Raw genomic sequence first — 12,811 nt, forward strand, 5'->3', positions numbered from 1 at the left:
ATGGCGACCGACGAGCCCCGACGGCCCGACCTGACGGCGCTCTCCGATGAGATCACGACCGACGCCGGTGCCCGCGGCGGGGTGTACGCGCTGGCGGCGAAGGCGTTCGACCAGCCCGGCGAGTCGTTCTACCGGGACCTCGAGACGGGTCGCGTCGACGACCTGTTCGCCACGCTGGTCGACCGGAGCGGCCTCGACGTTCGACCGCCGGAGACGACGGTCGAGGAGGATCGCGAGACGGTCGCGGCGCGGTTCAACGACCTCTTCACCGTCGGCTACTCGGAGGTCGTCGACGGGACCGACGGGACCGTCGAGAGCCACGGCCCGCCGGTGTCGCTGTACGAGTCCGACTACCGCGCCGAAGTCTCCTGGAACGACGTCAACCTCGATCTCGCACGCGCCTACGAGTACTTCGGCTGCCAGGTCGATAGAGGGACCCGGCGCAACCACGACCACTTCCACCTCCAGCTCGAGTTCATGGGCTACCTCTGTCGCCGCGAGGCCGCCGTCGACCCAGAGGTGGCCGCCGCGCGGCTCGACTTCCACGACCGTCACCTCCGGGTCGTCACGGAAGGGATCGCCGAGGCGCTCGGCGACGAACCGGGGACCGGTCTCTACGGTCGGCTCGCGGAGTTCCTCGACCGGTTCACCGCGGCCGACGTCGAGGACCTGGCCGCGCGAGGGGGAGGTGAGTCGGCGTGACAGCGGAATCGACCACCGACGCACACGAGACGGACGTGGGAGTGGCCTATCCCCCGGCGGAATCGATCACCGGGCTCGATGCGCCCGGTTTCACTACTGCGGTTCTCGGGGTCGTCGCGATCGCGTTCGTCGCGATCGAACGGGCTGTCACCGTCCTCGCCAACGTCCCCTTCGACCCGCTGGTGATCCCGCCGTCGGTTCGTGCCGCGACCGGCGTGCTGGCGCTCGTCGCCGTCGGCTCGGCGCTCCTCGCCGCGACGGTGGCCGACGGACGAGCGACCGTCCGGGTCGGGCTCCTGTTCGCCGTCGTGTTCGGCGCTCTCCCGCTCGTCGCGCCGGGAACGACGCTGGTGGCCGCCGTCGCGGTCACCGGTGGCGGCGCACTCGCGCTCCTGGGCACGCTCGGCGTCCCCGCGGTGTGGACGTATCGGGGCGTCCGCCGGCGCGTCGTGGCCGTCGGTTTCGTCGCGGCGCTCGCGCTGACGCTCGCCGGCGCGACCGGCCTCGTCGACGGGCTACGCAACTCCGGCGCGTTCGTCACGCTCGCGGCGGTCGCGGCGGTCGGCACGCACTCCGCGGGATCGCGGCTGGCCGCGGGTGCCGGACTCCTCGCCGTCGGCGCGGTGGCCGTCGCGAGCGCGGCGAGCCCGTTCGCCTTCGGTAGCTCGCTGCTCGTCGCGTTCGCGGTCACGGGCGTCCCATCGCCCCTGATCGCGCTCGCGGTCGCCGGTGCCGTCGCGGCCGCGGTCGCCGGGCTCCATCGAGGAGGGTATACGCTCGCGGTCGGGGCCGTCCTGCTCCTGCTCGTGGGCGTCCCCGCGACGTTCCCGCGGGCGCTGACGCTCCTGCTCGGCGCGACGCTGGTGCTGGTCGTCCACGACAGCCCGGGGACGAGAGGCCCGGGGACGGGAACGACGGGGGGGTCGACATGAGAGACGAGGAGGAGGCGACGGACGGGCCGACCGACCCCCGGGTCCACCCCGAGCAGAGCCCGGGGTTCGGCGAGGACCACGGCGGCCTCGAGGACATCGAGGTGAGCCGCGACGTGACGATCGGGGAGGCCACCCCCCGGGAGCTCCAGGCGACCGACGTCACGCCGGTCGCCGACGCCGACGCGGCCGAGAAGGTCGCGGACCTCCGCGGGGGGGACGTGGTCGAGCGCCGCCGCGCCGCCCTCGCGCTCGCCGAGGAGTCGGGCCCGGCGGTCGTCGACGCGCTCGTCGAGTTCGGCCTCACGGACGCGGACTGCGACGTCAGACAGTTCGCCGTCGAGGCGCTGGGCGAACTCGGCGGGGAGCGGGCGGGGAACGCGGCGGTCACCGCGCTCGACGACCCCGACCCGTGGGTCCGCGCGGAGGCGGTCGTCGCGCTCGACCGTATCGACCGCCGCGAGTACGAACCGCACGTCGAGCGCGCGGTGGACGACGACCACCACGCCGTCCGACGGAACGCCGCCGTCTCGCTGTTCAAACTCCGCGGGGAGGACACGCTCGGGATCCTGCTCGATCAGTCCCGTGCGGACAGCGAGCGGCTCCGGGAGTGGGCGGCCCACCTGCTGGCCGGCGTCGACGACGAGCGCGCCGAGGAGCGGCTGCGCGAACTCGCCGCAGACGAGGGAGAGCCGAAGGTCGTCCGGAGCACCGCCGCCCGGTCGCTGGAGGCCGACCCCGGGAAGTTCCGCCGGCAGTTCACCGGCGGGACCGAGAACGACAGCGCCGACGCCCCCGGCGAGAGCCGGCTGAACCGCCGACCGAACCTCTGATATGTCACAGGATACTCCCACGGACGCGACCGACGCACCGTCACGACTGACCGAGCACGTCGAGGCCGCACTCCGAGGGGTCAGGGACCCCGACGCCGACCTGACCGTGTTCGAGGCGGGGCTCGTCGAGGACATCCACGTGACCGACGGACGGGTGACGATCGACGCCGACCTGAGCGACTTCCCGCCCTCGGAGGCCGAGTCGGTGACGGCGACGATGATCCACGCCGTCTCGGAGGTCCCGGGCGTCGAACGCGCACACGTCGAGCACGTCGGGTCGACGCCCGCGACCGGGGCGCGGGAGATCGGCGTCGAATCCGCCGACCGCGTCGTCGCGGTCGCGAGCGCGAAGGGCGGGGTCGGCAAGTCGACCATCGCGACGTCGCTCGCGTGTGCCATGGCCGCCGAGGGTCGGAACGTGGGTCTGTTCGACGCCGACATCCACGGGCCCAACGTCCCGGAACTCCTGTCGGTCAGCGGTCCCGTCCACTCCGACGAGGACGGCAACCCCGTCCCGGTAGATGTCGGCGGTCTCGACGTGATGAGCGTGGGTCTGATGTCGTCCAGCGCGCCGCTGGCGTGGCGCGGCGCGATGGCTCACGACGCCCTCTCGGAGCTGTTCGAGGAGACGGCGTGGGACGACCCGGAGACGATCGTGATCGATCTCCCGCCGGGCACGGGGGATATCGCGCTCACGACGCTACAGGAGACCCGGGTCGACGGCGTCGTCTTTGTCACGACGCCCTTCCACGCCGCGGTCTCGGATACGCACCGCTCGATCCAGCTGTTCGAGGAGAACGACGTCCCGGTGCTGGGGGTCGTCTCGAACATGGGCGAGTTCGTCTGCGAGGACTGCGGGCGCGCCCACGACCTCTTCGACGGCCCCGACCCGATCGGCGCGCTCGACGTCCCCGTCATCGCGGAGATTCCCTTCGCCCCGGCGATGCAGGACACCCCTGCGCCGTCCCCGGACGCCCTCCCCGAGTACTCGCGCTCGCTCTGTCGGGCGGTCCTCGATCGCTTCGAGGAGATCTGGTCGGTCGATATCCCCGAGGGGGCCGTGGACATCCGGGGACTACCGTCGGAGGATCGGTACGACGAGGTCGCGGACGGCTGGGCCGACACGCCGGCCGGCGAGCGGTTCCACCTGGTCAGCGATCGAGACCCGACCCCCGTGCGGAACTACCTCGTCGAGACCAGCGACGTGGCCGAGGCCGAACTGGAGCCGTTCGAGGTCAGGCGGGCCAACCCCGAGACGTGGCTGCTGCGGACCGTCCGGCCCTGAATCGGTGTTCGATGGGGTGACCGACGAACGAGGAGTGTGGATGATCGGCGGTCTGACACACTGCCGCCGTCCCGGGACGACCCCGACACACGACGAAGGAGTTTTTATCGCGTCCCGGTTTGTCTCACCCATGACCGACAGCGGAATCCGCGCGGTGGTGCGGGTCGACGGGTCGTCCGTCTGCCGCGCCGGGGACGCGTCCGAGGAGGGGGACGTGGTGTCGGTTTCCCGTGCCGCTTCGCCCGCTACCGACGGGACGGTGGTCGAGTTCACCGCAGATTCGGGACTGGCGACCACCGACGCGAAGGAGGTGTTCTCGTACGACGGCAAGACGATCTACCGGTTCGAGCGTGCGGCCGGGGCAGGGCCGGCGTGTGCCTGTGACGTGATCGAGTCTAACGGCTATCCGGTCCGTCACGCCGAGGTGGACTCGGGGGCCGTCACGCTCTCGTTCGTCGCGGAGGACATCGAAACGCTCCGTGACGTCATCACGGGCCTCAAGGAACGGTACGAGGGGGTATCCCTGCAGTGTCTCACCCGATCGTCGGCGATCGGCGGAAAGCGGGACCTCGTCTTCGTCGACCGCTCCGTGCTCACGGACCGACAGCGCGAGGTGCTGGAGACCGCCCACGAGATGGGCTACTTCGAGCACCCGAAGCGGGCGAACGCGACCGAGGTAGCTGACGCGCTCGATATCAACGGATCGACGTTCGCCGAACACGTCTCGACGGCCCAGTCGAAGATCCTCGAATCCATCCTCGAGGGGTGACGGCCCGACCTGGGCCCGGGCCCGTCCCCGAGCATTTCCCGACGGCCGACCGGGCGGACGATGCCCGACCGCTCCACATCAACTCCCCCGATATACGGGGATCGGTGTTATACCGGACACCGTCGTACCCCCTTCGACGGAGGCGCTCATGCCGCGCAAGTTCGTCTTCGACTGTCCGGGGTGCGATGCCGAGGTCGTCGTCGACGCCGACGTCCGATCGGAGATCCTCGCGGGCGGTTGCGTGATGTGTCGGAGCTCCGCCGACGCCGGCTCCTTCGTCCCCGTGTCCGAGGCCGACGTCGAGCGCGACCCGACCCGATGATCCACGCGGTGCTCGTCGCCACCGGACCGCCGCCCACGTCCGTGCGTGTCGGGACGCTCGCCGGGTCGTCTCGCTCCTACTCCGCTCCGTCCTCCTCGAGCCCCTCGTGCTCCCGGATCGGCTCGCGCCAGGACTCGGGGATCGGGATCGCCTCGCCCGTCTCCCGGTCCAGCGCGAGCAGCACGACCTCGGCCGTCGCCGCCACGTCGTCGTCGGCCAGGACCTCGTACTCGATGTCGAAACTCGACGTTCCCATCCCGGCGATCCGCTGGCGGACGGTAATCTCGTTATCGAGCGTGATCGGTGCCCGGTAGTCGATCTCCTGGTGGACGATGGCGACCGGTGCCCGGTCGTGGCGGATCCCGACGACCTCGTCCCAGTAACCGACGCGGGCCTGTTCGAGGTAGCTGAGGTACTTGGCCTGGTTGACGTGGCCGTTCACGTCGATGTCGCTGTACCGGGGTGTGAACGACGTCTCGTACGTGTACTCCGTCATGTGCGCCCGTCCCCGAGCCGATACAATAAATACCGGCGGTCGGACCGTCCGGACTCGACCGGCCTCCTCGCCGGGATCGAGGTGCTCGGGTCACACCGCGGCGCGGTCCGTCGGACGAACGGGCTGGTGCCACCCAAACGGACTTGTGAGCGGGACCGGAACTCCCGAAACCATGCGAATCACTGACGTGGAAACCCACCTGCTCGAGGTCCCGCGGGAGGTCGAGGCCGCCGACTCGAGACACGTCTTCGATCGGTGGTACGTGACGGCGATCGAGGTCGGGACCGACGAGGGCCACACCGGGCTCGGGTGGATGGCCTCGACCCGTGCCGGCGCGGTGTTCGAGCACCTCCTCGACGACCAGTTCGTCCCCCTGCTGGCCGACCGGTCGCCGTTCGAGACCGAAGCGATCCGGCGCGACCTGCGCGACCACGCCGTCTACTACGGGGAGACAGGGATGTCCGCGTACCCCCGCGCGGTGATCGATATCGCGCTGTGGGACCTCAAGGCCAAGGCGGCTGACGTGCCGCTCTACCGGCTCCTCGGCGGCGAGGACGGGAGGGTGAAGGCCTACGCGTCGAGCCTCGACGCCGGCCTCTCGCTCGACGAACTCCGCGAGCGGCACGGCCGGCGAGCCGACGAGGGGTTCACCGCGTTCAAGACCAAAGTGGGGACCCGACGACCGTCCGAGGAGGCCGAACGGGTGGCCGCCGTCCGGGAGGCCGTCGGTCCCGGGGCGGAGGTGTTCGTCGACGCGAACCAGGCCTGGACGGTAAAGGAGACGGTCGAGGTCGTCGGGGCCATCGACGAACACGGCGTCGACTGGGTCGAGGAGCCCATCTCGGAGTGGAACCTCGACGGCCACGCCCGAATCGCGTCCCGGATCGACCCGCCGCTGGCGACGGGCGAGATGTTCTACCGCCCGGAGCGGTTCAGGTGGCTCGCCGAGCGGGACGGACTGGACGTCGCCCAGCCGGATCTGATACGGGCAGGCGGCGTCTCGGGCGTCCTCGACGTGGCCCGGGTGGCGGCCGACCATCACGTTCCGCTCTGTCCACACGCCAACCACGCGGTGAGCGCCCACCTCGTGAGCGCCGCACCGACGGGGCGGCTCGTCGAGTACTTTACTGGTGGGGACCTCGCCGCGGCGATCCTCGAGGAGCCGCCCGCGGTCGAGGACGGCCACGTCCACCTGCCCGACCGTCCGGGCCACGGCTACCATCTCGATCCCGAGGCGGTCGAGGCGTTCGCCTCGGAGACGGTATAGACGGCTGACTCCTCGCAAGCAGGGCACCGAGCCGATCGAACGCCTGCTGATCAGTGATGACCCACCTCGACAGGGGGGACGAGCATCAGCCCCTCCCTGGTCGTTCTCGGGCATTCCGACGGGTTTCGCGCGGATGGCGAGCGAGCGGTGTTCGCGTGGGGGTACACGGCACCGCGGAGCGCGATAGATGCCCGCCGCAGGTGGGAGACAACTCCATCAGTACCGGTACACGACCGCCTCGTAGGGCCGGAACGGTTGCCCGTCGGGGGCGGTCACCCCGTCCTCGTAGTTTGAGAGGCAGACGGAGAAGTCGGTACCGTCGAGGTCGACCTCGGCGCTTTCGAGGTCGACCGGGGTGGGCTCGCCCGACCAGTTGAGGACGATCAGCATCCGCTCGTCGTCGAGCGTCCGGGTGTAGGCGTACACCCGCTCGTGGTCGGGGAGCAGGAGATCGTACCCCCCGTAGACGAGGACGTCGTGCTCGCCCCGGAGGTCGATCAGGTCGCGATAGTGGTGCCACACCGAGGACTCGTCGGCCCGCGCCGCCGCGACGTTGATCTCCGGGTAGTTCCCGTTGACGTCGAACCAGGGCTCGCCGGCGGTGAATCCCGCGTGCTCGTCGTCCGACCACTGCATCGGCGTCCGGGCGTGGTCGCGGCTCTGGTAGTTCACGAACCCACGGAGTTCGTCGAACGAGCCCGCCCGTCCGGCCGCGAGCGCGTCCTCGACGGCACCGATCATCATCGGATCGTCGAGCGCGTCGAGGTCCGGGAACGTCGTGTTCGTCATGCCGATCTCCTCGCCCTGGTAGACGAACGGCGTCCCGCGGGTGGTCAAGAGGAACGTCGCGAGGAGCTTCGCGCTCTCGACCCGGTACCGCCCGTCGTCGCCGAACCGCGAGACGATCCGCGGCTGGTCGTGATTGCCGAGGTACTGCGCGTTCCACCCCTCCAGGTCGGTCTGCCAGCGGCTCGTGATCCGTTTTAGCTCCGGCAGGCTCCACTCGCCCCACCCCCCCGGGTCCCAGCGCCCCCGCGGCCCGGCGTCGACGTCCATGTGCTCGAAGTGAAAGACCATGTCCAGCCCGTCGCCGTCCTCGCCGAGGTACTCGCCGGCGAGTTCGACGGTCGTCTCCCCCATCTCGCCGACGGTCATCACGTCGTAGTTCGAGATCGTCCGGTCGTACAGCTCCCGGAGGTAGTCGTGAACGCGGGGGCCGTGGCTGAACACGTCGACCCCGGTCGGGTGCCTGTCGGCGTTCCCGTCGGGGAGCCCCTCGGGCTTGGAGATGAAGTTGATCGCGTCGAGGCGGAACCCGTCGATGCCCTTCTCGAGCCACCAGTCGACGAGCGAGACGATCTCCTCGCGCACGTCGGGGTTCCGCCAGTTCAGGTCCGGCTGCTTCTCGTCGAACAGGTGGAGGTACCACTCTCCCCGGACCTCGTCGTACGTCCACGCCGGACCGCCCATGAACGATCCCCAGTTGTTCGGCGGCGTGGGGTTCCCCTCCTCGTCCTCGCCGCCGTCGCGCCAGTAGTAGTAGTCCTCGTACCCCACCTCCTCCCGGCGGGACCGCCGGAACCACTCGTGCTCGTCGGAGGTGTGGTTGACCACCAGGTCCATGAGCAGCCGCATGTCGTGTGCGTGGAGCGTCTCCAGGAGCGCCTTCCAGTCGGCCATCGTCCCGAACTCGGGGGCGATCGAGCGGTAGTCGCTGATGTCGTAGCCGTTGTCAGCTTGCGGGGATTCGTAGACCGGACAGAGCCAGACGACGTCGACGCCGAGCGAGTCGAGGTAGCCGACCCGCTCGGTGATGCCCGGGAGGTCACCGATCCCGTCGCCGTCGCTGTCGTCGAAGCTCCGCGGATAGATCTGGTAGACGACCGCCTCCTTCCACCACCGTCGATCCAGCGCTTGCGAGGAGCGTCCGTCGTCGGAAGGCATCGGAGTCGGTGGAGAGATAACTCGTCTCCGGATTAACGTTTCGACGGCATTACTGAAACCTTAAAACGTGATACGTCTCGGGGACCGTACCTGTATACGGAGGGTCTGTACGACAGAGGGAACAGCCGGGGGAGCCAGTCCGGCGACCGAATCAGGCCGTCGGCGCGACGTTCTGGTTCATGTGGAACAGGTTATCCGGGTCGTACGTCCGCTTTACCTCCACGAGCCGGTCGTAGTTCTCGCGGTAGGCGGCGTCCTCCTCACCGACTTTCTCGGAGATGAAGTTGACGTAGACGCCGCCGGTGGCGTGGGGGGTCATCGCCTCGTGAACCTCACGCGTCCAGGCGATGCACTCGTCGTCCTGGGCCGGATCGATCCACCGCGTGTGGAGGTTCATGAGGAACGCCGCATCCCGGTGGGGGTACGCCGTCGCGTCCACGGGCACGTCGTTGATGGCACCGCCGAGTTGGGCGATGGCGATCTCGCTCTCCGGTGTGGGAAGCGACTCGCCGTACTCGACGAAGGTGTCGATCATCCCATCGGTGAACTCGACGAAGTTGTGGGACTTCCAGTAGTTCCGCGCGCCGGGGGTGAGCAAGCCGTCGAACCCCTGTTGCCAGCCGACGTAGGGGTGAGGGCCGATGGCGTCGGCGATGGGTTCGCCGATCTCCCGCAGCGGCTGCAGGACTGCCTCGCCGTCGGCTATAGTGCCGTCGTAGTAGACCGCGATGACGAGCACCTTCTCCCCGTGCCACGCCCCCGGGATGAACGGGAGCGGTGGCGCGTGCCTGATGACCATCCACGCGGTGACCTCGTCAGGAGCCTCGGCGACGAACTCGCGGTAGGCTTCCATCACCTCGGCCGTGTCCTCGAACGGGTGGACGAGCAGCCCCGAGAGCACCTCGGGACCGACCTCGTGGAGGTCGAACTCGAAAGACGTGACGACGCCAAAGTTACCGCCACCGCCGCGAAGCCCCCAGAAGAGGTCGGAGTGCTCGTCCCCGCTTGCGTGAACGAGACGCCCGTCGGCCGTGACCACGTCCGCCCCTCGAAGGTTGTCAGCGGTGAGACCGTACCTGCGGGAGAGCCAGCCGAAGCCCCCGCCGAGCGTCAGGCCGGAGATCCCCGTCGTCGAATTGTATCCGACGGGCGTGGCGAGGCCGAAGGCCTGCGCCTCGTGGTCGAACTCCGCGAGTATGACGCCCGGTTCGACCCGCGCAGTCTTGGCCTCCGGATCGATACGGACGGACTTCATGAGTGAGAGGTCGATCACGACCCCATCGTCGACCATCGCGTTCCCGGCGATATTGTGACCCCCACCCTTCACCGCGATCGGCTTGTCCTGCTCACGGGCGAAGTTCACCGCTGCGATGACGTCGGCGACGCCCGCACACCGGGCAATCAGCGCGGGGCGTCTGTCGATCATGGCGTTCCAGATCGTCCGTGCTTCGTCGAATTCCGGTGTCCCCGGTGTGAGGAGTTCACCGCGGAACTTCGTCTCGAGTTCTGATACTGTACTATCGTCTAACGGGGTGATGTGAATCGCCAAGACATTTTCTCCGGGGTACCGTATGCAGTGGGAGGATAAGTAGTTGTGCATAATTTTTAATTATGGTTTTCCATAATTTATCGGGGGCCCAGCTACGGATCACTCTCGAGTCGTGTGAGAGACGCGCCCTCTATCACGTTCGAGTCGGAACTGCGTCTCGAGGAGATCGGGTCACGACCTCGAGAGCGAGCCCGACGACTCGTTACCCTCCAGATGGGATTGTCGATGTCAGGCCTGCGCCACTCGCGGCGGCGTCGGCAGACGCCGATCCTGCCAGAGGAGGCCGACGCCCATCACGAAGACCACGCCGATCAGGCCGATGGCAGCCAGCTCCATCAGCGGCGACGGATTCGCGGCCAGGAGGCCCGTTACATCGACCGCAAAGTGCCAGAGGACGAGTGGCCAGAGACTCTTCAGACGGAAGGCAACCGCACCCAGACCGATCCCCAGCGGGATGATCAGAATCATCTGCGGGAGCCATTCCGCCATCGAATTCCCGAGGATGATCTGGGACACGTGGGAGAGCCCGAACACGACGGCCGGCAGGACCACAGCGAGGACCCGGCCCCGAGGTTCGAGTGCCCGAAGGAACACGCCACGGTAGAGTAGTTCCTCCGACAGGGCGGCCCCCAGCGCGACCCCGACGACGATGACGACCAGGGCCGCCCACGAGGGGAGTGTCGTCCCCTCGACCAGCGACACCTCGGGGATGGCGAGCCCGAACGCGAGCGGAACCAACACCATCACGCCGAACGGGAGCAGATACACCAGCGCACGGCGGTTGACCGGGGTCGTGAGTCGGATCTTTTCCCACCAGCCGAGCCAGGCGACGAGGCCGACGACGATGGCGACGAAGAGCCAGTTCAGGACGAGGCCGATGCCGTGAAGCGTGAGACTCGGGACCAGCGCTTCGAGTGCGAGCCGAACGACGACGGTCAGTGCGATCATCGCGGCTCCGAATCCGAGGGTGAACGCGACTGGACGACGCTCGACGAGTGATGCCATGCCGTCTACACGATTCACCCGTACTTATAGGTGTATTGACACGGTGGGGGACTCGTCTCCCCAGTCGTGCTAACGAAGCGCACTGGATGCAGCAGGGCTACAGACACCCTCTCAGTTGCTGTCAGGATGGGCGTACGAGATCAGCGCATGGATTCAGTATGACACGCTGGTTTCGTTCAGTTCCGCGCGAGTCCGATCGTACTCGGATCGGTCGAGGATCTCGAAGTACGCCTCGCCGATTGCAAGCATGGGCCGAGCAGGAAACGCAACGTTCCCCATAGTTGGATTCGTCTCACTCGTGGTCGGTTCACCCAGGTCGTCGCCATCGAGCGTTGCGACAGCAGATTCGATGGGATACATCTGACGAGGCATCAGAATCGCACGCTGGCCGTTCGGGGCGGTGCCGATCAGCGTCACATCACCGATATCGAACACGGTATCCGCCACCCGAGCGAACAGCGATGCAACTCCGGGAACGCGCCAGATCTTGGCCGGGAAGCGAGCGCCGATAGCGTTCAGAATCGTCGCAGTCAGGGGCGCGTCCATCCGGACGGTCAAGTGAAGCTCGGGGTCATCCATCCGCACCTGTAGCTCCATCGGTCCGATCCAATCGAGCGTGATGGTCGCGGACTGAACGTGGTCCGTTGCGGTTCCGTAGTACCGAGGGCAGGCAGTATCGTGGCGTGGCCCGTCCACGTAGATGGACCATCGCCCGTCGGGCGTACGATGCCAGACCGTCGTGTATGGGGCAAAGTCGTTCTCGGGAAACACGCGAAGCGCGAGAACGTGGCCAGAATCAAACGGCAGCGCATAGATGCCGAAGCCGCGAACGTGTTCGTATCCCTGCATCGGGGAGGGCTGGACTGAGGGACGTATCTGCTGTACCTTCGCTGCAATTCCACGCTCGAGTTCTCCGGTCGGGTGTTGGCGTTCTGTGACACCCTCTGCTGAGGACATGAGAGAGAGACGGTCTTGGAGTAGATAAGGAGGGCTAACATGTAGTGTTATTTATCCTCTGCAGATCTCTCACCGAGACATACACGCGCTGTATACAGCATTGGGTGGACAAACTACCTAAATCGAGTCAGAATCCGTGTGCGAGATTCGGATGATCTCCGTATCTGGCCGTTCCACACCGCGATCTCGATTCGGTGTGGAGAACATACGGGGAAGTTAGTCGCCCTACTCCCCGAGGAGGTCGACGGCTCCGAGCTGCCGCACGAGGCCGAGCATGTCGTTCTACACCCACCGTTCGGCGACTTTCCCGTCCTCAATGCGAGCAAACACCATGCTCTCCATCTCGAACTGCTCGCCCGTCGGTTCAAGATGCAGAAAATCCCCCTCGTGGGTTCCTCGGTTTGTCGTCCGCAGCGCGACGGTATCACCCTCGGCGATCAGTTCATCGATGGTCGCCGAGTAGTCCGGAAAGGCGCTAAAGAGGACGTCGACGGTCCTCCTGATTCCCTCGAGGCCTTTGGTCTCCCCGAACGGGGTGTGATCGATCACCCTTTCAGCGAATATAGTAGCGTTTGGAAGTCTTTACGCACGGACGGGGGGACCGTCCCCGTCCGGAGTGTGTTATCGGTTCCAAACGCTACTATAGCTCATCGAAGACCGCGAGATCCTGCTCGTTGCCCCCCTCCACCACGCGACGGCAGAGACGCTTGTTCTCCTCGGTTGTGGTCGTTGCCATCGGCTCCTCTTTCATCG

At 67.4% G+C, this 12,811-nt stretch carries 13 protein-coding genes; 7 read left to right on the forward strand and 6 right to left on the reverse strand.

The window, feature by feature from the left end:
• From WDJ58_RS19030 to WDJ58_RS19055, 6 genes are all read left to right on the forward strand, one after another.
• Complete coding sequence (locus WDJ58_RS19030; RefSeq protein WP_338914879.1) at positions 1–702, forward strand: molecular chaperone TorD family protein; 702 nt, start codon at positions 1–3, stop codon at positions 700–702.
• Complete coding sequence (locus WDJ58_RS19035; RefSeq protein ID WP_338914880.1) at positions 699–1,634, forward strand: hypothetical protein; 936 nt, start codon at positions 699–701, stop codon at positions 1,632–1,634. The genes WDJ58_RS19030 and WDJ58_RS19035 overlap by 4 nt, the downstream gene beginning before the upstream one ends.
• Positions 1,631–2,464, forward strand: coding sequence for a HEAT repeat domain-containing protein (locus tag WDJ58_RS19040; protein WP_338914881.1), 834 nt, complete (start codon positions 1,631–1,633; stop codon positions 2,462–2,464). The genes WDJ58_RS19035 and WDJ58_RS19040 overlap by 4 nt, the downstream gene beginning before the upstream one ends.
• Before the next feature lies 1 nt (position 2,465).
• On the forward strand, positions 2,466–3,749 hold the full coding sequence (locus WDJ58_RS19045; RefSeq protein ID WP_338914882.1) for a P-loop NTPase: 1,284 nt from the start codon (positions 2,466–2,468) through the stop codon (positions 3,747–3,749).
• Positions 3,750–3,879: 130 nt separating this feature from the next.
• Entirely contained in the window at positions 3,880–4,518 is a 639-nt protein-coding gene (locus tag WDJ58_RS19050; RefSeq protein WP_338914883.1) for a helix-turn-helix domain-containing protein, read from the forward strand.
• A gap of 148 nt (positions 4,519–4,666) precedes the next feature.
• Positions 4,667–4,840: a DUF7560 family zinc ribbon protein gene (locus WDJ58_RS19055; RefSeq protein WP_338914884.1), complete on the forward strand. Its 174-nt coding sequence runs from the start codon at positions 4,667–4,669 to the stop codon at positions 4,838–4,840.
• Positions 4,841–4,916: 76 nt separating this feature from the next.
• On the opposite strand, the gene WDJ58_RS19060 is transcribed toward WDJ58_RS19055, so the two are convergent.
• Positions 4,917–5,336: an acyl-CoA thioesterase gene (locus tag WDJ58_RS19060; RefSeq protein ID WP_338914885.1), complete on the reverse strand. Its 420-nt coding sequence runs from the start codon at positions 5,334–5,336 to the stop codon at positions 4,917–4,919.
• A gap of 172 nt (positions 5,337–5,508) precedes the next feature.
• Here WDJ58_RS19060 and WDJ58_RS19065 point away from each other — a divergent pair, with 172 nt between their 5' ends.
• The gene (locus WDJ58_RS19065; RefSeq protein WP_338914886.1) at positions 5,509–6,603 is read left to right on the forward strand and encodes a mandelate racemase/muconate lactonizing enzyme family protein; all 1,095 of its coding nucleotides are present in this window, start codon (positions 5,509–5,511) and stop codon (positions 6,601–6,603) included.
• Positions 6,604–6,819: 216 nt separating this feature from the next.
• On the opposite strand, the gene WDJ58_RS19070 is transcribed toward WDJ58_RS19065, so the two are convergent.
• From WDJ58_RS19070 to WDJ58_RS19090, 5 genes are all read right to left on the reverse strand, one after another.
• A complete protein-coding gene (locus tag WDJ58_RS19070) occupies positions 6,820–8,547 on the reverse strand; it encodes a glycoside hydrolase family 13 protein (RefSeq protein ID WP_338914887.1) in 1,728 nt (575 codons plus the stop codon).
• 151 nt (positions 8,548–8,698) lie between these two features.
• Complete coding sequence (locus tag WDJ58_RS19075; RefSeq protein ID WP_380661259.1) at positions 8,699–10,096, reverse strand: FAD-binding oxidoreductase; 1,398 nt, start codon at positions 10,094–10,096, stop codon at positions 8,699–8,701.
• 228 nt (positions 10,097–10,324) lie between these two features.
• Positions 10,325–11,101, reverse strand: a complete 777-nt coding sequence (locus WDJ58_RS19080; RefSeq protein ID WP_338914889.1) for a CPBP family intramembrane glutamic endopeptidase — start codon at positions 11,099–11,101, stop codon at positions 10,325–10,327.
• A gap of 153 nt (positions 11,102–11,254) precedes the next feature.
• On the reverse strand, positions 11,255–12,058 hold the full coding sequence (locus tag WDJ58_RS19085) for a hypothetical protein (RefSeq protein ID WP_338914890.1): 804 nt from the start codon (positions 12,056–12,058) through the stop codon (positions 11,255–11,257).
• Between the two features lie 282 nt (positions 12,059–12,340).
• A complete protein-coding gene (locus tag WDJ58_RS19090) occupies positions 12,341–12,622 on the reverse strand; it encodes an ester cyclase (RefSeq protein WP_338917879.1) in 282 nt (93 codons plus the stop codon).
• Between the last annotated feature and the right edge of the window lie 189 nt (positions 12,623–12,811).

Source organism: Salinirubellus litoreus (genome assembly GCF_037335815.1).
Classification (GTDB): domain Archaea; phylum Halobacteriota; class Halobacteria; order Halobacteriales; family Haloarculaceae; genus Salinirubellus; species Salinirubellus litoreus.

Coding starts and splice junctions, on each gene's coding strand:
- WDJ58_RS19030 (WP_338914879.1), top strand. CDS start 1: ATGGCGACCGACGAGCCCCGACGGCCCGACCTGACGGCGCTCTCCGAT.
- WDJ58_RS19040 (WP_338914881.1), top strand. CDS start 1,631: ATGAGAGACGAGGAGGAGGCGACGGACGGGCCGACCGACCCCCGGGTC.
- WDJ58_RS19045 (WP_338914882.1), top strand. CDS start 2,466: ATGTCACAGGATACTCCCACGGACGCGACCGACGCACCGTCACGACTG.
- WDJ58_RS19050 (WP_338914883.1), top strand. CDS start 3,880: ATGACCGACAGCGGAATCCGCGCGGTGGTGCGGGTCGACGGGTCGTCC.
- WDJ58_RS19055 (WP_338914884.1), top strand. CDS start 4,667: ATGCCGCGCAAGTTCGTCTTCGACTGTCCGGGGTGCGATGCCGAGGTC.
- WDJ58_RS19060 (WP_338914885.1), bottom strand. CDS start 5,336: ATGACGGAGTACACGTACGAGACGTCGTTCACACCCCGGTACAGCGAC.
- WDJ58_RS19065 (WP_338914886.1), top strand. CDS start 5,509: ATGCGAATCACTGACGTGGAAACCCACCTGCTCGAGGTCCCGCGGGAG.
- WDJ58_RS19070 (WP_338914887.1), bottom strand. CDS start 8,547: ATGCCTTCCGACGACGGACGCTCCTCGCAAGCGCTGGATCGACGGTGG.
- WDJ58_RS19080 (WP_338914889.1), bottom strand. CDS start 11,101: ATGGCATCACTCGTCGAGCGTCGTCCAGTCGCGTTCACCCTCGGATTC.
- WDJ58_RS19085 (WP_338914890.1), bottom strand. CDS start 12,058: ATGTCCTCAGCAGAGGGTGTCACAGAACGCCAACACCCGACCGGAGAA.